Origin of the sequence: Streptomyces formicae, assembly GCF_002556545.1 — a bacterium.
Taxonomy (GTDB): domain Bacteria; phylum Actinomycetota; class Actinomycetes; order Streptomycetales; family Streptomycetaceae; genus Streptomyces; species Streptomyces formicae_A.
The window spans coordinates 4,241,437-4,260,122 of the sequence record NZ_CP022685.1 but is presented as its reverse complement, the minus strand read 5'-3'; the positions used below and the strand labels follow the sequence as shown (position 1 = coordinate 4,260,122).

General features: G+C 72.6%; 16 protein-coding genes. 9 read left to right on the top strand and 7 right to left on the bottom strand.

Annotated elements, in window-relative coordinates; genetic code table 11:
- The first annotated feature begins 60 nt into the window (after window positions 1-60).
- Window positions 61-825: an SIS domain-containing protein gene (locus KY5_RS18030; protein WP_098243222.1), complete on the top strand. Its 765-nt coding sequence runs from the start codon at window positions 61-63 to the stop codon at window positions 823-825.
- A 150-nt stretch (window positions 826-975) separates the two neighbouring features.
- On the opposite strand, the gene KY5_RS18025 is transcribed toward KY5_RS18030, so the two are convergent.
- Together KY5_RS18025 and KY5_RS18020 are read right to left on the bottom strand one after the other, a co-directional pair.
- Entirely contained in the window at window positions 976-2,163 is a 1,188-nt protein-coding gene (locus tag KY5_RS18025; protein WP_098243221.1) for a sensor histidine kinase, read from the bottom strand.
- A gap of 32 nt (window positions 2,164-2,195) precedes the next feature.
- The gene (locus KY5_RS18020) at window positions 2,196-2,864 is read right to left on the bottom strand and encodes a response regulator transcription factor (protein WP_098243220.1); all 669 of its coding nucleotides are present in this window, start codon (window positions 2,862-2,864) and stop codon (window positions 2,196-2,198) included.
- A gap of 123 nt (window positions 2,865-2,987) precedes the next feature.
- On the opposite strand from KY5_RS18020, the gene KY5_RS18015 reads away from it, so the two are divergent.
- From KY5_RS18015 to KY5_RS18000, 4 genes are read left to right on the top strand one after another with little or no spacing between them, the layout of a single operon-like run.
- Complete coding sequence (locus tag KY5_RS18015) at window positions 2,988-3,488, top strand: hypothetical protein (RefSeq protein ID WP_098243219.1); 501 nt, start codon at window positions 2,988-2,990, stop codon at window positions 3,486-3,488.
- The gene (locus KY5_RS18010; protein ID WP_098243218.1) at window positions 3,485-4,555 is read left to right on the top strand and encodes a peptidoglycan-binding protein; all 1,071 of its coding nucleotides are present in this window, start codon (window positions 3,485-3,487) and stop codon (window positions 4,553-4,555) included. Before KY5_RS18015 ends, KY5_RS18010 begins: the two co-directional genes overlap by 4 nt.
- Window positions 4,552-5,256 carry an ABC transporter ATP-binding protein gene (locus KY5_RS18005; RefSeq protein WP_098243217.1) on the top strand — a complete coding sequence of 235 codons (705 nt, stop codon included), beginning with the start codon at window positions 4,552-4,554 and terminating at the stop codon, window positions 5,254-5,256. Before KY5_RS18010 ends, KY5_RS18005 begins: the two co-directional genes overlap by 4 nt.
- Window positions 5,256-6,461: an ABC transporter permease gene (locus tag KY5_RS18000; RefSeq protein ID WP_098243216.1), complete on the top strand. Its 1,206-nt coding sequence runs from the start codon at window positions 5,256-5,258 to the stop codon at window positions 6,459-6,461. Before KY5_RS18005 ends, KY5_RS18000 begins: the two co-directional genes overlap by 1 nt.
- A gap of 548 nt (window positions 6,462-7,009) precedes the next feature.
- On the opposite strand, the gene KY5_RS17995 is transcribed toward KY5_RS18000, so the two are convergent.
- The 4 genes from KY5_RS17995 to KY5_RS17980 form a co-directional block, all read right to left on the bottom strand.
- The gene (locus KY5_RS17995) at window positions 7,010-8,374 is read right to left on the bottom strand and encodes a PAS domain-containing protein (protein WP_098243215.1); all 1,365 of its coding nucleotides are present in this window, start codon (window positions 8,372-8,374) and stop codon (window positions 7,010-7,012) included.
- 483 nt (window positions 8,375-8,857) lie between these two features.
- A complete protein-coding gene (locus KY5_RS17990) occupies window positions 8,858-10,456 on the bottom strand; it encodes a transporter (RefSeq protein ID WP_098243214.1) in 1,599 nt (532 codons plus the stop codon).
- Complete coding sequence (locus KY5_RS17985) at window positions 10,453-11,232, bottom strand: ABC transporter ATP-binding protein (RefSeq protein WP_098243213.1); 780 nt, start codon at window positions 11,230-11,232, stop codon at window positions 10,453-10,455. The genes KY5_RS17990 and KY5_RS17985 overlap by 4 nt, the downstream gene beginning before the upstream one ends.
- Window positions 11,233-11,461: 229 nt before the next feature.
- Window positions 11,462-12,121, bottom strand: coding sequence for a bifunctional DNA primase/polymerase (locus tag KY5_RS17980; RefSeq protein WP_098243212.1), 660 nt, complete (start codon window positions 12,119-12,121; stop codon window positions 11,462-11,464).
- A 285-nt stretch (window positions 12,122-12,406) separates the two neighbouring features.
- Here KY5_RS17980 and KY5_RS17975 point away from each other — a divergent pair, with 285 nt between their 5' ends.
- Window positions 12,407-13,795 (top strand): transcriptional regulator, encoded by a 1,389-nt coding sequence (locus tag KY5_RS17975; RefSeq protein ID WP_098243211.1) that lies wholly within the window; start codon window positions 12,407-12,409, stop codon window positions 13,793-13,795.
- A gap of 158 nt (window positions 13,796-13,953) precedes the next feature.
- Window positions 13,954-15,843 carry a hypothetical protein gene (locus KY5_RS17970; protein ID WP_098243210.1) on the top strand — a complete coding sequence of 630 codons (1,890 nt, stop codon included), beginning with the start codon at window positions 13,954-13,956 and terminating at the stop codon, window positions 15,841-15,843.
- Window positions 15,844-15,855: 12 nt separating this feature from the next.
- Here the strand turns inward: KY5_RS17970 and KY5_RS17965 are convergent, their stop codons facing one another.
- The gene (locus KY5_RS17965; protein WP_098243209.1) at window positions 15,856-17,130 is read right to left on the bottom strand and encodes an ABC transporter substrate-binding protein; all 1,275 of its coding nucleotides are present in this window, start codon (window positions 17,128-17,130) and stop codon (window positions 15,856-15,858) included.
- A 118-nt stretch (window positions 17,131-17,248) separates the two neighbouring features.
- Here KY5_RS17965 and KY5_RS17960 point away from each other — a divergent pair, with 118 nt between their 5' ends.
- A complete protein-coding gene (locus tag KY5_RS17960; protein ID WP_098243208.1) occupies window positions 17,249-17,749 on the top strand; it encodes an SCO4402 family protein in 501 nt (166 codons plus the stop codon).
- 53 nt (window positions 17,750-17,802) lie between these two features.
- A complete protein-coding gene (gene purU, locus KY5_RS17955) occupies window positions 17,803-18,684 on the top strand; it encodes a formyltetrahydrofolate deformylase (RefSeq protein ID WP_098243207.1) in 882 nt (293 codons plus the stop codon).
- Window positions 18,685-18,686: the final 2 nt, after the last annotated feature.

The following is an 18,686-nucleotide window of genomic DNA, read 5'->3' as shown; positions in this document are numbered from 1 at the left end:
CCGCTGAGGGGCCTGCGACAGTGTTGACAGGGCACAGGTCCAGACCGCAACGTGATGCGAATGAGCTCCAAGAGCGAGAGCAAACTGGTCGAGCGGTACTTCGACGCCACCGTGGGACTGCTCCAGCGCGTCCGCGACGAGGAGTCCGGGAACATCGCGGAGGCGGGCACCGTCCTCGCCGACGCCGTCGAGGCGGGCGGGCGGCTCTTCGCCTTCGGCGCGGGGCACTCCTCGCTCGCCGCGCAGGACGTCGTCTACCGCGCGGGCGGCCTCGCCCTGATGAACCTGCTCGCCGTGCCGGGCGTCGTCGGCGTCGACGTCATGCCCGCCACGCTCGGCTCCGCCCTGGAGCGGGTCGACGGGCTCGCGGGCGCCGTCCTGGACTCGTCCCCGGCCCGCTCCGGCGACGTACTCGTGATCATCTCGCTCTCGGGCCGGAACTCGCTGCCGGTGGAGATGGCGATGAACGCCCGCGCGCTCGGCCTGCGGGTCATCGGCGTCACCTCCGTGGCGTACGCCACGGAGACCAGGTCGCGGCACGTGTCGGGGACCTTCCTCAAGGACCACTGCGACGTCGTGATCGACTCCAAGATCGCGGTGGGTGACGCGGAGCTCGCCCTCGACGGGGTCGATGCGCCGTTCGGCCCCGCGTCCGGTGTGGTCGCGGGCGCGCTGATGCAGGCGATGATGGCCACCGCCGTCGAGGAGCTCGCCGCCCGTGGTGGGCAGCCGCCGGTGCTTCGTTCGGGGAACGTGGAGGGCGGGCACGAGTGGAACGGGCGGGTCTTTGAGGAGTACGGGGACCGGATCTTCTATCGCCGATGAGCGTCGCGCTGCGCTTGGCTTGAGCGGTGTGGGCTCGTGGGGCGGTGCGGGTTCGTTGTGGCTGGGCGCGCAGTTCCCCGCGCCCCTTACGGGGCGCACCTGATCCGCGCCGTAGCCCTTACGGGGCGAAGCTGATCCGCGCCGTAGCCCTTACGGGGCGAAGCTGATCCGCACTGTCAGGCCGCCGCCCGCCCCGTTCGCCTCCGCCGTGGCCTGCGCCCCGTGTGCCCGTGCGATCGCCGCCACGATCGACAGGCCGAGCCCCGCGCCCTCCCCGCGCGCGTGGGTGCGCTCGTTCAGGCGCCGGAACGGTTCGAAGAGGTGCGGGACGGTCTCCGGGGGGACCTCGGGGCCCGTGTTGGTGACCTCCAGGGTGCCGTCCCCCTCGACCCGGACGGTGACGGTGCCGTCCGGCACGTTGTAGCGCACCCCGTTGGCCACCAGGTTGTGGACGAGGCGGTCCAGGAGCACCCCGTCGCCCTCCACCGTCAGCGGCTCGGCCTCCACCGTCACGGTGACGTGCCAGGCGGCCGCCTCCGCGCCGAGGCCGTCCGCGACCGCGTGCGCGAGGACGTCGAGCGCGACGGGCTCGCGCCGCTCCAGGCCCTGCTCCGACGCGGCGAGCAGCAGCAGCCCCTCGATCAGCTCCTCGCTGTCGTCCGCCACGGAGATCAGCTTCTTGCGGATCATCGCCACCCGTTCCGCGTCGGGCTCACCCGCGAGGCCGATCTCGGCGGCCGCCCGCTGCACGGCGAGCGGCGTGCGCAGCTCGTGCGCCGCGTTGGCCGCGAACCGCTGCTGCGCGCCGACCAGACGCTCTATCCGGTCCAGCATCTCGTCGAAGGTGTCGGCCAGCCGCTTCAGCTCGCCCTGCGGGGCGTCCAGGGCGATCCGCTCGTGCAGATTGGCCCCGGAGAGCCGCCGCGCGGTGCCGGTGATCACCGCGACGGGGCGCAGCACCCGGCCCGCCATCCACCAGGCGAGGGCGATCGACACCACGGCGTACGCGGCGAAGACGATCACGGAGACGGTCAGGAGGCGGTTGAGCGCGGCCTCGCCCGCCAGGTCGCTGATCTTCGTGACGGCGATCGCCCCGGTGTCGTCGTCGGCCTTCTCCAGGGGTTTCGTGCGCTGGGCGGGGACGGCGGTGACGAGCGGCAGGGGAGTCGACCGCCACGGCGGCACGGGCCCGCGCGGCACCGCGGTGGTCACCGCCGTGCTGATCGACGAGTAGAGGCCCTGCTGCACGAGCAGGTACACCACCCCCGTCAGGAGCGCGCCCGCGAGCAGGAGCAGCCCGCCGTACAGCGCGGTGAGCCGGGACCGCTCGCTGCTCATCCCCATCGACGAAAGGCGCCCGCGCCCCGGCCTCACAGGGACCGTCCCGTGATCCGGTATCCGGCGCCGGGCACCGTCTCCACCACCGTCGGCTCGCCCAGCTTCGCGCGGAGCTTGGAGAGGGTGACGCGGACCGCGTTGGTGCGGTAGCTGGTGTCCTCCTCCCAGACCTGTTCGATCAGGTCCTCGCCGCTGACCACCGCGCCTTCCGCCCGCAGCAGCGCCTCGAGGACCGCGAACTCCTTGCGGGACAGCGCGAGATGACGCCCGTCCCTGCTGGCCTGGCGGCGCGCGGTGTCCAGGACGAGCCCGGCCCGTTCGAGCACGGGCGGCAGCGCGGGCCTGGCGCGGCGGCCGAGCGCGATGACGCGGGCGAGCAGCTCGTCGTACGCGAACGGCTTGGTCAGGTAGTCGTCGGCGCCGAGGCCGAGCCCGGCGACGCGGTCACGGACCGTGCCCGCCGCCGTCAGCATCAGGACCCGGGTGAGCAGCCGCTGCTGTACGACGCGGCGGCACACCTCGTCGCCGTGCAGGCCCGGCAGATCGCGGTCCAGGACGAGCACGTCGTACTCCCCGAGCTGCAGTTTGCGCAGCGCGGTCAGGCCGTCGGAGGCGATGTCGACGGCCACCGCGTCGCGCCGCAGCCCCTCGGCGATCATCTCGGCCAGGAAGTCCTCGTCCTCCACCAGCAGTACGCGCATGCCGACCTGTGTACCGGAGAGTGACCTTTCGTCGGTGTAAGCGTCCCCGTGGAGAGAAACGAAACCCCGCTTCCCGCCAGCCTGTGGCCGTCACGCACGCCCCACGTGAAGGGAAGCCACGTCATGAGCCACGCCATGAGGAACCGCAGGCGCTCAGCAGTCCTCGCGTCAGGATTCGCCGCCCTCGCCCTGTTCGCCAGTGCCTGCTCGGGGTCGGACGGCGGATCCGATCCCGAGAAGAACAGCGCCGACGGCGGGAAGGGCGCCGACGCCGACAAGGCGTTCAAGGAGCGCGAGTGCCTGCGCAAGCACGGTCTGAAGGTCGCCGAGCCCAAGTCCGGCAAGGACGCCGCGGGCATCACCATCGGCGGCGACATGACCAAGGAGAAGATGCAGAAGGCCATGAAGGACTGCGGCCTGGGCGCGGGGACCAAGGGCGGCGGCACCTCGCAGGCCGACAAGGACAAGATGCTCAAGTACGCCCAGTGCATGCGCAAGAACGGCTACAACATGCCGGACCCGAAGTTCGACGGCGGAGCCATGCAGGCCCAGCCGATGCCCAAGGGTGCTGAGGCCAAGAAGATGGAGAAGGCCGCCAAGGCGTGCAAGGACATCTTCGGATGAGGCGGCGCACCGCCGTCGTCGCGACGGTCGTGGCCCTGCTCGCGGTCACCGGCGGCGGCATCGCCGTCACCGCGCTCGCCGACGCGGGCGGCAAGGACGACTCCCACCGCAGGGACGCGGACCTGCCCGCCGCCACCGCGGCCGTCGAGCGCGGCGACCTCACGAGCGGCACCCAGGTCGACGGCACCCTCGGCTACGCCAAGGAACGCAAGGTCAACGCGGGCGCCACCGGCACCCTCACCTGGTCCGCGGAGACCGGCTCCACGGTGGGCAGGGACGGCCGTCTGTACGAGGTGAACGGCGCTCCCGTCCGTCTCATGTACGGCACCGAGCCGATGTACCGCACGCTGAAACCGGGCGACAAGGGCAACGACGTACGGCAGTTGGAGCAGAACCTCGCCGCCCTCGGGTACGGGGCGTGGCTCACCGTCGACGACACCTACACCGACGGCACCGCGGCCGCGGTCAAGCGGTGGCAGAAGGCCCACGACCGCAAGCAGACCGGGCGCGTGGGGCCCGAGCAGATCTCCTTCCAGCCCTCCGCGGTCCGCGTGAAGTCCGCGGAGTCCACGGTCGGCGACCAGGTCGCGCCCGGCAAGCCCGTGCTCTCCGCGACCGGTTCCGAGCGGGTCGTGCGCGTCCAGCTCGACGTCGCCGAGGGCAAGCTCGCGAAGAAGGGCGCCAAGGTGAGCGTCACGCTGCCGGACGGCACGACCGTCGACGGCGAGATCGCCTCCGTCGGCAGGACCGCCAAGCCCGGCGACGACCCGGGCGACAAGAGCCCCAAGGTTCCCGTCACGGTCACCTTCGCCGACCCCGGCGAGGTCAAGGGCTTCGACCAGTCGCCCGTCACCGTGAACCTCACCGGCGAGAAGCGCGCGGACGTCCTGTCCGTGCCCGTCAACGCGCTCCTCGCGCTGCCCGGCGGCGGCTTCGGCGTCCAGGTCGTCGAGGGCGGCCGCACGCGCGAAGTGAAGGTCGAGCTCGGCATGTTCGGGCAGGGCAGGGTCGAGGTGAGCGGTGGGAGGCTGCGGGCCGGGATGAAGGTCGGGGTGCCGAAGGTATGAGTACCGAGCTTACGTCCGTGGCGAGCGACGTGGGTCAACCGCCGCCGCACGTAGTGGAGTTGAAGGGCGTCACCAAGGAGTACCCGGGTGGCGTCGCCGCCCTGCGTGGAGTCGATCTGACCGTCGCGCAGGGGGAACTCCTCGCCATCGTCGGGCCCTCCGGGTCGGGGAAGTCGACGCTCCTCCACATCGTCGGCACCCTCGACCGCCCCACCGCGGGCTCCGTCGCCATCGCCGGACACGACGTCGCCGCCCTCGCCGACCGCAGCCTGTCCGCGCTGCGCGCCCGGCACATCGGCTTCGTCTTCCAGGCGTTCCACCTGGTGCCCGGCATCAGCGCCCGCGACAACGTCGCCGAGGGGCTGCTCTACTCGGGGCTGCCGCGCGCCGAACGCCGCCGCAGGGCCGCGGACGCCCTGGAGCGCGTCGGGCTCGCCGACCGCATGAGGCACCGGCCGCACGAACTCTCCGGCGGCCAGAAACAGCGCGTCGCCATCGCCCGCGCCGTCGTCGGCGAACCGGACCTGCTCCTCGCCGACGAGCCGACCGGCGCGCTCGACTCGGAGTCCGGCGACGCGGTCATGCGCCTGCTGCACGATCTGAACGCGGAGGGCGCGACCATCGCCGTCATCACCCACGACTCGGAGATCGCGGGACGGCTGCCGCGGCAGGTGCGGATCAGGGACGGGCGGGTCGTGTGATGCGCGGTCGTAGTGAGCGGTTGAAGGCAGCCAGGCTCGGGCCCCGGGACGTGCTGCACGTCGGCTCCGCCGGGCTGCGCAGTCGGCCCGTACGCGTGGTGCTGTCCGCCCTCGGGATCGCCATCGGCATCGCGACCATGGTCGCGGTGGTGGGCATCTCGTCGTCCAGCCAGGCCAAACTCATGCGGGAACTCGACGAGTTGGGTACGAACATGCTGGTCGCCGCCCCCGGTGAGCCGATGTTCTCCGGGGAGAAGGTGACCCTGCCGCGCGATGCCGTCGGGCGGGTCGGGCGGATCGACGGGGTCCAGGACGTCGGCGCCACGGGGGACCTCGAACGGTCCGTGCGGCGCAGCGAGAAGATCTCCGAGGAGGAGACGGGGGGCATCTCCGTGAAGGCGGCCACGGAGGGGCTGTTGAAGGTGCTGCGCGGGGAGATGGCGCGCGGCACCTGGTTCAACGCCGCCAACAGCCGCTATCCGTCGGTCGTCCTGGGCGGCGTGGCGGCGGAGCGTCTCGGCATCACGTCGCCGGGGCAACAAGTGTGGCTCGGCGACCGGTACTTCACCGTCATCGGCATCCTCGGCCCGCTGCCGCTCGCGCCGGACGTGGAGCGGTCGGCGCTGACGGGCTGGGACGCGTCGAGGAAGCTGCTCGGCTTCGACGGCCATCCGACGTCGGTGTACGAGCGGTCGACCGATGCGTCGGTACGTGACGTGCGGAGCCTGCTCGCTCCCTCGATCGACCCGGAGAACCCGCGCAACGTCCAGGTCACCGATCCCTCGTCGGCGCTCCAGGCGAAGGCGGCGACGGAGGGCGCGTTCTCGACGCTGCTGCTCGGTCTGGGCGGGATCGCGTTGCTGGTGGGCGGTGTCGGTGTCGCCAACACCATGATCATCTCGGTGCTGGAACGACGCTACGAGATCGGCCTCCGACGCTCGCTGGGCGCGACGCGGGGGCAGATCCGGATCCAGTTCGTCACGGAGTCACTGATGCTGTCCGGGCTCGGGGGCCTTGCCGGGGTGGTGCTGGGTGCGGGGGCGACGGCGGTGTACGCGGTGTCGGGCGGGCTGCCGTGGGTGGTGCCGCCGTGGTCGATGGCGGGGGGCTTCGGGGCGACGCTCCTGATCGGCACGGTGGCGGGTCTGTACCCGGCGGTGCGGGCGTCGCGGTTGTCGCCGACGTTGGCGTTGCATGCGGTGTGAGGGGGGCGGGGGGGTGCGCCTTGGGTTCGTCGTGGGGGCGGGGCCGTGGGGGTATGTGCGTACTCGCCGTCCCAGATGACCGCTACCGGGCTTGCTTCCTTGCCTCGTTCACTTATGTGCTCCGTGCGCACATACCCCCACGTCCCCTCGGGCGCGCTCGCGGCCGCGGGCCGGTGGGGGTGGCTCCGCCTCCGACTCCCGCCGCCCTCGCACGCTTGCGACTGCGGGCCGGTGGGGGATCACCCCCACCGGCCTGCAGCCGGTGGGCGACGGGAGGGGACGTGGCGGTATGTCCGCCCGGAGCACTCGCGGCCACCTGCCGAGGTGCCTGACCGCGGCGGTCATCTGGGACGGCGAGGACGGACATACCGGCGCGGCCCCGCCCCACAACCGGACGGCAACCGCCAGACGCGGACGGAAGGAGCCCCCACCCACCCCAGCAGCAACGCGACGGGGGCCCCTTCAGGGGCGCGGGGAACTGCGCGAAACCCCGTCTGCCACCACACCGAACGCGGGGAAGACGCCCCGGTGCCGAAAGAGGCGGTCGGTCAACGTGGCAGGGCCTGGGCCAAGTCCAGCGCCGCCGCCACCCGCGCCGTCACGCTCTCCGCATACGTCGCGTCGGGGCGTTCGAACGCCACCCGCCCCGGCCCCCGAAGAAACGTCACGACGCCCAACGTCCGCCCCCTGCTCCGCAGCACCGCGCACAACGCGTGGACCGACCCCTCGGGCCACTGCCGCACCGAGGCCCAATCCGTCACCCCCGCCCCCGCGCTGGCCCGCACCGAACCCACCCGCGCCACACACTGCGGCGCGGGATGGCCCTCGGGATAGCGCACCGGAATGCCCGCCTTGCTGACCGGCAGGCACGGCCCCGGCGCCCCCGCGGGCGTCGCCGCGACCCGGACCAGGCGGACCGGGTCCTCGCCCGCGAGCAGGTCGACCAGCGCGTGATCGGCGAAGCCCGCGAGGGCGAAGTCGAGGTGGACCGTGGCCGCCTCCATCGGGTCCTCGCACTCGGCGGCCGCCCGCGCCGCCCGGTGCAACTGTTGGGAGCGGAAGCGCAGTTGGGACGCCTCCTGCTCCGTCTGCTTGGCCTCGGTCACGTCCAGGAAGAGCCAGCCGACACCGAGCGGCACCGGCTCCTCGGCCAGCGGCGAAGCCAGTCGTACGAAGCCACTGCGCCAGCAGCGCCGCTCGAAGCCACCGCCTTCCTTGTCGGCGGCGGCGCGTACGGAAACCCACAGCTCGGCGGGCGCGGGCGGTGAGCCCTCGCCCAGGACGTGGGCGAGCGCGCTCTCCAGCTCCTCCACGCCCTGCCCGAGCAGATCGGCGAGCGGCCGTCCGAGTACGGCGGTGCGGCCGACCCCCAGCGCGCGCGCCGCGTGTTCGTTGACGACGGCGGGCCGCAGGTCGGCGTCGACGAGCACGACGCCCCAGGACGCGTGCTCGAAGAGGGCCTCGCTCAGGGCGATGGACCGCTCCAGGTCTATCTGCGCGTGGACCTCGCTGAAGGCGCAGTACACCCCCGCGGGCTTGCCGTCCCCGCCCCGTACCGCGGCGGACTGCATCCGCACGAGGACCCGCCCGCCGTCCTTGGTGACCAGCGCGAACTCGTGCACCTGCCGCCCGGGGGCGTCCATCGCGGACAGCAGCCGCCCCTGGATCTCCTCCGCGTCGGCGGCCCGCACCGCCCAGCCGGAGAACCCCTGCCGCCCGACGGCCTCCGCCGCCGTCCAGCCGAGGATCCGCTCGGCCTCGCGGTTCCAGTGCGTCACCACACCGTCCGCGTCGAGCGCGCACAGCGCCGCGTCCATGCCGTCGAGCAGCGCCGCGAGCAGCTCGGCGCCGCCGGGATCGGGCTCTTCGGGGCCCAGCGCGTCGGTAGTTCCGCTCCGTCGGGAAGCACTCACCCGGGACCCCCTGCAGGCCGTGTCCTCGTCCTCATGAGCCGCCTGTACTGCATGAGCCGTGCCCACTGCGTATACCGCACGTCAGATCATTCAACTCGAACGTGACGCACCCCACAGGGAGTTCCCGGAAGTTGGAGGGAAATGAGGGAAACGGAGGGAAGTTCGGGGCGGCGGACCGGAGGAAATTAAATCGGTTGAGCGTCGCAGGGCCGCTTCCTAGTGTGTACACCACTCGACGAAAGGAGGTGATCCGGCAGTGATTTCATTGCGGACGCGAGAGGTGGCTGCGGGCTAGCGGCCCGTCACCACACCGAGTGCGGTGCCGGACCAGTGCGCGATACGAGCGTGCGGCCGGCCCAATCCCAAGCAGTCACCCGACCCGCGAGCCGCCGGTACGTCCGGCCGGCTTCCGCCCGTCTCGTACGGGCGGAACCACATGGCTCGCGGGTCGCCTGCGTGTCGGCCCCGCTGACCGCCGACGTGTCAGCCCTTGCTGACCGCGGCGAGGATCTCCGGAAGCCGCCGCGCGAGGCGGGGCGCCGCGAGCCGCGCGCCTCCCTCGGTGATCGCCGCTCCGTAGACCGCGCCCACGGGGAGCAGCAGCCAGCTCCAGGACGCCGAGCCCGAGGCGTGCAGCCAGATGGCGAGGGCGATGACCGGGGCGCAGAGCAGGGCAGCCGCGACCATGCCGCCGAAGATCGAGATCCAGGCCAGGCCCGCCTGACCGGGGGCCACGTTCTTGTAGCCCTCCTGCGGGATCGAGTAGGGGAAGCGCGCCGAGGACCACGCGCCGGTCGCCAGCATCGCGCCGAGCAGCGCGAAGGAGAGCCCGAGCACCTCGGGCAGGGCGTGCCACTCGCCGAGCAGCGCCGTCGTGAGGGCCGAGACCAGCGTGGCGTACGGCAGGGTGATCAGGAGGAGCGCCAGGGCCCGGCCCCTGAGCTCGACGTACGCGTCGCGCGGCGACGAAATCGTCATCGCGACCATCCAGAACGCCGAGGTGTCCTGGCCGAACTGGTTGTACATCAGGATCCCGAGCATCCCCGCCGCGAAGCACGCGAAGTAGACGGACCCGGTGCCCTGGAGCGCGTTGAACAGCGGCACGATCAGGCCGATGGCCAGGGACGTCACCCAGGCCGCCTTCGTCTTCGGGTCGCGCCACACGTAGCGCAGGCTGCGCTCCATGACGGTGCCCGTGCGGCCCTGGGGGAGCAGCGCGCCGAGGGCGCCGGACGTCCGTGACGTGCCCTTGTCCGGCTCCGCCGCCAGCGTTGAGCCGTCCGGTGTCGTCATCAGGCGCGTCAGGCTGCGCTGCCAGAGGGCGAGGAGGGCGAACAGGGCGAGGGCGGAGAGGACGAGTTGGGCCGCCCCTTTCGCGTACGACCCCTGGCTGACCGAGTCGACCGCGCCGAGCGCGGCGGCGGGCGGGATCCAGCGCACCACGTCCGCCGCGGGGTCGAGCGTGTCGAGCCCGGACGAACCGAGCTTCTGCGCACCGAAGTTGACGACCTGAGCGCCCACCGCGATGACCAGACCGCTGAGTACGGCCAGGTCGCGGCCCTTGCGGCTGGTCAGCAGGCGGATGTTGGCGGCCGCGACCGCCCGCGCGAGCGCCACGCAGACAAGGACCGTCAGGGCGACGGCGAGCACGGCGACGAAGGACGCCGCCGCGCCGTGCGCGAGCGCGATCGCCGCACCGAGCGCCAGACAGAGTGTGAACAGCGGCCCGATGCCCACCAGCGAGGCCACGAGCAGCGCCCGCACGAGCGGCTGTGGACGCAGCGGCAGCATCACCAGACGCGTGGGGTCGAGGGTCTCGTCGCCGCTCGGGAAGAACAGGGGCATCACCGCCCAGCCGAGCGCGAGGAGCGCGACGAGCAGCACGCAGACCGTCGCGGCGTGCTCGTTGCCGCGCAGCGCGATCAGGCCGAGGAGTTGCAGCGCGGCGAAGAGCAGGGCGACGGTGACGGACGCGATGTAGGCGGCCCGGCGGCCCGCCGACTGGCGCAGGCCGTTGCGGAGCAGGGACAGCTTCAGGCGTACGAAGACGGGGGTGATCCCCGGGGCGGCCGCGGCGCTCATCGGGCGCCGCCGCCCAGCCAGTCGAGGTCGGAGCCCGCGTCGCGCCCGTGCGCGCCGACGAGTTCGAGGAACGCCTGTTGCAGGGACGGCGCGGCGCCGCGCACCTCGGCGAGGGTGCCCTGCGCGCGGATGCGGCCCGCGGCCATCACGGCGACCCAGTCGCAGAGCGATTCGACGAGCTCCATGACGTGCGAGGAGAAGACCACGGTGGCGCCGGACGCGGTGTAGCGCTCCAGGACGCCGCGGATGGTCTGGGCGGAGACGGGGTCGACGCCCTCGAACGGCTCGTCGAGGAAGAGCACTTCGGGGTTGTGCAGGAGCGCCGCGGCGAGGCCGATCTTCTTGCGCATGCCCGTCGAGTAGTCGACGACCAGTTTGTGCTGGGCGCCCGCGAGGTCGAGTACGTCAAGGAGCTGGGTGGCGCGCTTGTCGACCTCGGCGCCCGGCAGTCCGCGCAGGCGCCCGGTGTACCCGAGCAGTTCGCGCCCCGAGAGCCGTTCGAAGAGCCGCAGGCCCTCGGGGAGTACGCCGATGCGGGCCTTGACCTCCACCGGGTCGCGCCACACGTCGTGTCCGACGACCTCGACGGTGCCCTGGTCCGGCCTGAGCAGTCCGGTGGCCATGGAGAGCGTGGTCGTCTTGCCCGCGCCGTTCGGGCCGACCAGACCGATGAACTTGCCCGCGGGCAGGCTCAGATCGATCCCGGCGACCGCGACCTGCTCGCCGAACCGCTTCCAGAGCCCTGCCACCCGTACCGCTGGTGCTGCCTCGGTCACGCCTCTGCCCCTCGTCCGTCCGGCCCGTGCTCGGCACGATACGTGGGGCTTCCCGACGTCGACTCCCGGCTGGTCCGCACCGGGGGCTGTGCCCACCCGTTCCGCCCTTGCGGAACGCCTGCCCACAGCAGGGGCGGTGCGCCCCGTCAGGGGCGCGGGGAACTGCGCGGCCAGCCACCGCCGGCCCGCAGCCGAGGTACGAGCAAGGCGCAGCCCGACCGCGGAGCGCCTAGCGTCGCGCTTCCCTGCCGCAGGCGTACGCCAACGGAGAGATGATCTCCTCGGCGTCGGGAAGCCACCGATTGGCCGCGGTCGGGCGACAAGCCCACTGCACCGCGCCCGACGCCCCGAAGCGGGTCGGCGGCGCCGCCACGTACGTGCCCTCGCCGAGGGTGACCAGATCGATCGCGGCGGGCGGCCAGCCCAGCTTGCGGACCAGGTCGGGGACCTTGGCCGTGGCGCCGGGGAGCACGAAGAACTGCATGCGCCGGTCGGGCGTGCAGGTGACGGGCCCGAGCGTCAGCTCCATGCGCTCCATGCGGGCGAGCGCGAGGAACCCGGCGGTCTCGGGCACGTCGATCGCGTCGAAGGTACGTCCGGTGGGCAGCAGGATCGACGCGGTGGGCTGCTTCTGCCACAGCCGCCTGGCCACCGTCGCGCTGCCGGTGGCCTGCGTCGCCCAGTCCTCGCGCGCCGGGTGCGCGCCGGGCGAGGCGCACGCCGTGTCCCCGCACGAGCACTGCTCGGCGCCCTCGGCGGACTCCAGCCAGGTGCCGGGGAACACGTCCCAGTGACGCTCTTCCGCGTATCGCACGGCCGTGTCCAGCAGGGCTTCTCCGCGCTGCTTCGGGATCTGCGCGGCTGACGTGACTCCGATGGTCTCTTCCACGGAGTTCTCAACTCCCGCCGCCACCTCGGGTTACGGGCGCACGCGAGGGCGGAGGAGGAGCATCGATCCTGCGAACGGGGCGCATGGGTGCACGGGCGGGGGCGCGCAGGGGAAATGGCTTCCATGTGCGGGTAGCCAGGTCAGGGGCAACCAGAGGACGCCCGGGTTTGCACTTATCGCCCGTTTGTGGCGCATCTTCCGTTTGCTCCAAGGGCATTGATCATCGAGAAACGGTCCACGGTGGCCGTCCGGTTCGATGGTCCCGGTGCACACAGGGGGTACGCCATGGCCGCCAGGCCACTCGTCGCGCGGCAGCCCAACGAAAGGCTGCAAGCGCTCATTCAGGAAGCCGGCTGCTCCAACGCCGGACTGGCCCGCCGGGTCAACATGTGCGGTGCGGAGCACGGTCTCGACCTGCGCTACGACAAGACATCGGTGGCCCGCTGGCTGCGCGGGCAGCAGCCGCGCGGGCGGGCGCCCGGCATCATCGCGGAGGCGCTCGGCCGCAAGCTCGGCCGCACCGTCACCATCGACGAGATCGGCATGGCGAACGGCAAGAACCTCGCCTCGGGCGTGGGACTGCAGTTCTCGCCCACCGTTCTCGGCGCCATCGAGCAGGTCTGCGAGCTGTGGCGCAGCGACGTGGGCCGCAGGGACTTCCTCTCCGGCTCGTCCGTGGCCGCCTCCGCGCTCGTCGAGCCCAGCCGCGACTGGCTGATCTCCTCGCCGGACCCGCAGGTCGGACGCACGGCGGGGCCGCGCGTCGGGCTCTCGGACGTGGCGGCGGTCAAGGCGATGACGGAGGCGCTGACCCAGCTCGACCACCAGTTCGGCAGCGGCCATGTGCGTCCCGTCGTCGTCCACTACCTCAACTCCGTGGTCTCCGGTCTGCTCGCGGGCTCCTACCGGGAAGCGGTGGGCCGTGAACTGTTCGCGGCCGTCGCGCGGTTGACGGAGCTCGCCGGTTACATGGCCGTCGACACGGGCCAGCCGGGACTCGCCCAGCGCTACTACATCCAGGCGCTGCGCCTGGCCCAGGCGGCCGGGGACAGGGGGTACGGCGGGTACGTGCTCGCCGCCTCGATGAGCCACCTCGCCGCCCAGCTCGGCAACCCGCGCGAGATCGCGCAGTTGGCGCGCGCCGCGCAGGAGGGCACGCGCGGCCGGGTCACGCCCCGCGCGGAGGCGATGTTCTACGCCGCCGAGGCACGGGGCCACGCGCTGCTCGGCGACGCGCGCGCGACGCAGGTGGTCGCGGGCCGCGCGGTCGACGCGATGGACCGGGCGTCCGGCGAAGCGGGGTCCGGTGACGATCCGGTGTGGATCCGGCACTTCGACCACGCGTATCTGGCCGATGAAATGGCGCATTGCCACCGTGACTTGGGGCAGGCCGACGCGGCGGCCCGCAGCGCGCAGGAATCGCTCGAAGGCCACCCGGAGACCCGGGCGCGGCGCCGCGCGATCGGCCTCGTGCTGCTCGCCACGGCACAGGTGCAGCGGCGCGAGGTGGAACAGGCCTGCCACACGGGCCTGAAGGCCGTGGAACTCCTCGGCACGCTGCGGTCCAACCGCGGCGCGGAGTACCTCGACGACTTCCAGCAGCGCCTGGAGCCCTACCGGGAGGAGCCGGTGGTACGGGAGTTCGGGGCGCGCGTCGACCTCCAGGCGGCGTGAGGAGCTGACCTCGCGCCCATAGACAGCGTCGGGGCGCGAGGTTTTGTTACTGCCGGCACCGAGCGGAAGGCGGCGTTCTGAGCTGCGTGGCAGAGGGATGTGGCGACCCGGTAGCGTGACCCGACGGTTCCGTAGGTCCCCCATATGTAGGAGTCCCGGTGACGCAGCAGAGCGGTCAGGGCGCTGCTTCCTCCGATCCGCAGCAGCCCGCGGACCGGCCCGCCCACGAGGGCGTCGTGCTGCCCGCGGACGGCAGCGAACCGCTGCTGCCCGGGTCCGCGGGCCGCCACAGCGCCCCGGCGGGCGGCAGCCCCTGGGGTCAGCCCTGGGGTCCCGAGACGGCGGGTCCGCCGCCCGGCCACGGCCAGGGCCAGGCATGGGGCGCGCCCGAGTCCCCGCAGGGACAGGCGATGCCCCTCCCTCCGGAGGGCGCGGCTCCGTCCGCCGACCCGTACGCGTCGCAGCAGGGTGGCTACGCCCCCGCGGCGAACACGGGCTACCCGGGGACCACCGATCCTTCGTACGGCTACCCGGCCCAGGCCGCCGGGCAGGGCTCGTACGGCGGGCAGCAGGGCCAGGGCGCGTACCCGGCGCAGCCCGCGCACGGCGCGCACGCCGGTCAGCCGGAGCAGGCCCAGGGGGCGTACGGCTACCCGGCCCAGGCTCCCGGCCAGGCTCCGTACGGTGAGCAGCCCGCCCAGGCCGCGTACGGCTACCCGCCCCAGGCAGGGCAGGGCTCTTACGGCTACCCGCCCCAGGCCGGGCAGGACCCCTACGCCGCCCAGCCCCAGCCCCAGCCCCAGCACGGCGCCCACGCCGCCCCCGCCCAGCCCGGTCACGGGAGACACGGGGCGGCCGGTCAGGAGCTGCCCCCGGTCGCGCAGGCGCAGCAGTTGCCCGCCGCCGGAGCCCCGCAGAGCATGCCGCTGCCGCCCGTCGCCGCGCCCGGAGCCGGGTCCGACGCCGACGCGACGCAGTTCATCGCCCCCGTGCCCGCCGCTCCCGGCGGCGACGAGGGGGCCACGCAGTACATACCCCCGGTGGGACCCGGCGCCCTGCCGCCCGAGGCTCCCGCCGCCGACGCCACGCAGTTCCTCGGCCGCGCGAACACGCCCGCCGCGCCCGCGCCCGGCGCCCCGCTGTCCGACAGCGACCCCACCCAGTTCATCGCGCCCGTCCCCAGCGGGAACACGCCCCCGCCCGAGCCGGGCGCCGCGCCCTACGGCATCCGCCCCGGCGCCCCCGGCGACCGCCAGCCGCCCGCCGAGTTCGACAGCCTCTTCCGCACCGAGTCGGCGGCCGAAGGCCCCGCCTCCACGCAGCAGATGCCCCGCGTCCAGGCCCCGGACCACCCCGCGCCCGTCCCCGCCCCCGAGCCGGGCGGCAGCGGCGGCGGCCGGGGCGGCGGGCGTCGCGGCGGCACCGGCTCGAAGGTGCCGCTCATCGCCGCCGTCGGCATCGGCATCGCCGTGCTCGGCGTCGGCGCGGGCGCGCTGCTGAGCTCCGGCGGCGACGACGACGAGAAGAAGGACGACGGCAAGCCGGTCTCCGCGTCCGCCCCCGCCGACGACAAGCCCTCGCCGACCGCCGACCCGGCCAAGGAACAGGCGGTCGCCCTCGACAAGCTCCTGGCCGACAGCAACAACAGCCGTGACTCGGTCATCGCCGCCGTACGCAACGTCGGCAAGTGCCAGAACCTCGGCCCCTCGGCCACCGACCTGCGCAACGCGGCCAAGCAGCGCAACGGCCTCGTCAGCAGGCTCGCCGGGCTGAAGGTCGACAAGCTCCCGGCCAACGACCAGCTGGTCAACTCGCTCAACAAGGCGTGGAAGGCGTCGGCGGCCGCCGACAACCACTACGCGGCGTGGGCGCACCAGGTGGCGGGCAAGAAGGGCTGCAAGAAGGGCCACGCCCGCACCACCTCGCAGACCGTGGCGGGCAACAAGCAGAGCAACGCGGCGACGACGGCCAAGGAGCAGGCCGCCAACCACTGGAACGCGATCGCCCGCAAGTACCAGCTGACCGAGCGGAACAAGACCCAGCTCTGAGGCGGCTCGCCGCTACGCCGTCTGTTCCAGCGTCTTCTCCACGTTCACGAACCCCTGGCGCGCGGGGACGAGCCGTCCGTCGCGCACCACCTGGAACGTGACGTCGGAGTTGATCAGGCGCGGGAACTCGCTGGCCGCGAGCATGTCCTCGAAGCGCCAGCTCAGCGTGGGCGTGAGGCCCCCGGTCTCGACCTTGAGCCCGTCGTCGAGGGCGCGGCGCAGCGTGGCCGCGGTGACCTCGCCGCCGTCGAGCGACTCGACGACCTGCTTCAGGACGGTGTACGCGATCCAGGTCGTCTGCACGCCCGCGTCCGCGGGGTCGACCCGGTTGTCGCCGAACGCCTGCTCACGGACGACCTTGCGCATCTGGGACCACCGGGGGTCGCCGGACGCGGGGTACCAGCCGGTGACGTACGCCCCTTCGTAGGGGCCCGTCGCGCCGCCGGTGCGGTCGATGAGGGACTGGTCGACGCTGCCGAGCACCGAGGAGATCCGTACCGGCGGATAGTCGTCCTTGGTGCGCCGGAACGAGTCGTAGAAGGTGTCCGTGCGCGCGCCGAGCGCCGCCGTCACACAGCCGTCGGCCGCGCCCGCGTGGCGCAGGGCCTGCTCGGCCTGGGGCGTGAGGTCGGTGCCGTCCTCGGGCGCGCGGATGTCGGCGACCGGCTTGTGGTGGCCGTCGGCGAGGCCGGAGTTGAGCAGCTTGGGCAGTTCGTCGCCGGCCAGGGTGTCGGGGCGTACGAGGGAGACGCGGTCGCAGCGGGCGGCGAGCTGGCGGCCGTTGCCCGCGAGGAGCGCGGGCTCGCCGCCGTTGACGGGGTACGAGAGCGGGCTGCTGAACTCGTCGTCGGTGATCCCGTAGCCGCCGATGTAGGGGATGCCCGCGACTTCGAGGGGGGAGAGGAAGGACCGGCCGTGCTGGCTGTAGGCGCCGACGACCGCCGCCACGTCCTTGTCGACGGCCTCGCGCGCGCAGTCCGCCGCGCCCGCCGAATCGTTGTGGTCGTTGCAGGTGAGAACCTTCAGCTCGCGGCCGTCGAGGCCGCCGTGCGCGTTGACCCAGCGGGCGTACGCCTGGGCCATCGCGGGGACGCCGGGTTTGTTGGTGGCCTTGGTCTTCTCCGGCGCCCAGGTCATGACGGTGATGGGGTCTTCCCTGGAACCCCCCGTGGCTCCAGGGATGACCCCGCACCCGGCTGTGAGCGTCGTACACGCCGCCGCCACGGCCGCGGAGAGCGCTGCGGTTCGGAAGGGGCGGGGGAAGGAGGTGCGTCGCCTGCCGGTCATGGGTATGCACGATTCCGGTGGCAGCCCAACCGTGGCGTGACGCGTTCCCAACGGACAGTGACATCAACGTGAACGTGCGGGGGCCGGTTCGAGTGCAGAGAGTGGGAACGTACGATCGATGACCGTGCAAGGTTCGGAGAAGTCTTCCCGTCGCGGCCGTCGCTCTAGCACCATGGGCGGCATGCCGACCAACGACATGCCGTGGTGGCGCTGGCGCAGCAACGTGCGCTCGGCGCTGCACATGCTCTCCGACCCCGAATTCCAGCGCGAGTGCTGGCTCGCGGGGCGCGAGGAGTACGGGGACGTGACCGATGCCGTGTACCGGCTCGTCGAGGACACGTGGCTGGACAACTGGTCCGCGGAGAAGTACGTGGGCACGATCTTCCGGGACGCGCAGGAGGCGGCGCTCGTCGACGCGGCGGTGCTGCGGGTCCTGCGGATCATGCACGAGGTCGGGCCCGACGCGCTGGTCTCCGTCTATCTGGAGCACCCCGGGTGGCCCGAGGCGGTGCACGCGGCGCGCGAGGCGCACGTTCGCCTGGCGGTTGGCGATGGGGAGGATCCGGATGTGGCTCCCCGGACCCTCGAGGTGCTGCGGATTCTGACCCGGTCCGCCTGAGCTGGGGCGGGACGCGGCCCGTGGCGGGCGGCGTGTGTGGGAACCTTGGGCGCATGAACGAGCAGTCCGCCGCCCCCGTCGCGCCCGCTGACCAGTACGTCCTCACCCTTTCCTGCCCCGACAAGCAGGGCATCGTGCACGCCGTGTCGAGTTATCTCTTCATGACCGGATGCAACATCGAGGACAGTCAGCAGTTCGGCGATCACGACACCGGGCTGTTCTTCATGCGGGTGCACTTCTCGGCCGAGGCTCCGGTGACCGTCGAGAAGCTGCGGGCCAGCTTCGCCGCGGTCGGGGACTCCTTCCACATGGACTGGCAGATCCACCGCGCCGAGGACCGGATGCGGATCGTGCTGCTCGTCTCGAAGTTCGGGCACTGCCTGAACGACCTGCTGTTCCGCTCGCGGATCGGCGCGCTGCCGGTGGACATCGCCGCGGTCGTCTCCAACCACACGGACTTCGCCGAGCTCGTCGCCTCGTACGACATCCCCTTCCACCACATCCCGGTGAACAAGGAGAACAAGCCGCAGGCCGAGGCGCGGCTCCTGGAGATCGTGCGCGAGGAGAACGTGGAGCTCGTCGTCCTCGCCCGCTACATGCAGGTGCTCTCGGACGACCTGTGCAAGGCGCTCAGCGGCCGGATCATCAACATCCACCACTCGTTCCTGCCGAGTTTCAAGGGCGCGAAGCCGTACCACCAGGCGCACGCGCGCGGTGTGAAGCTCATCGGTGCCACCGCGCACTACGTGACGGCCGACCTCGACGAGGGGCCGATCATCGAGCAGGAGGTCGAGCGGGTCGGCCACGACGTGACCCCCGACCAGCTGGTCGCGATCGGCCGCGACGTGGAGTGCCAGGCCCTGGCCCGCGCGGTGAAGTGGCACGCGGAGCACCGCATCCTGCTGAACGGGCGCCGCACGGTCGTCTTCGCGTAACC

Excerpts from the sequence above, each read along its gene's own strand:
- KY5_RS18030 (WP_098243222.1), top strand. The coding sequence starts at position 61 with ATGAGCTCCAAGAGCGAGAGCAAACTGGTCGAGCGGTACTTCGACGCC.
- KY5_RS18025 (WP_098243221.1), bottom strand. The coding sequence starts at position 2,163 with ATGAGCAGCGAGCGGTCCCGGCTCACCGCGCTGTACGGCGGGCTGCTC.
- KY5_RS18020 (WP_098243220.1), bottom strand. The coding sequence starts at position 2,864 with ATGCGCGTACTGCTGGTGGAGGACGAGGACTTCCTGGCCGAGATGATC.
- KY5_RS18015 (WP_098243219.1), top strand. The coding sequence starts at position 2,988 with ATGAGCCACGCCATGAGGAACCGCAGGCGCTCAGCAGTCCTCGCGTCA.
- KY5_RS18010 (WP_098243218.1), top strand. The coding sequence starts at position 3,485 with ATGAGGCGGCGCACCGCCGTCGTCGCGACGGTCGTGGCCCTGCTCGCG.
- KY5_RS18005 (WP_098243217.1), top strand. The coding sequence starts at position 4,552 with ATGAGTACCGAGCTTACGTCCGTGGCGAGCGACGTGGGTCAACCGCCG.
- KY5_RS18000 (WP_098243216.1), top strand. The coding sequence starts at position 5,256 with ATGCGCGGTCGTAGTGAGCGGTTGAAGGCAGCCAGGCTCGGGCCCCGG.
- KY5_RS17990 (WP_098243214.1), bottom strand. The coding sequence starts at position 10,456 with ATGAGCGCCGCGGCCGCCCCGGGGATCACCCCCGTCTTCGTACGCCTG.
- KY5_RS17975 (WP_098243211.1), top strand. The coding sequence starts at position 12,407 with ATGGCCGCCAGGCCACTCGTCGCGCGGCAGCCCAACGAAAGGCTGCAA.
- KY5_RS17965 (WP_098243209.1), bottom strand. The coding sequence starts at position 17,130 with ATGACCGGCAGGCGACGCACCTCCTTCCCCCGCCCCTTCCGAACCGCA.
- KY5_RS17960 (WP_098243208.1), top strand. The coding sequence starts at position 17,249 with ATGACCGTGCAAGGTTCGGAGAAGTCTTCCCGTCGCGGCCGTCGCTCT.
- purU (WP_098243207.1), top strand. The coding sequence starts at position 17,803 with ATGAACGAGCAGTCCGCCGCCCCCGTCGCGCCCGCTGACCAGTACGTC.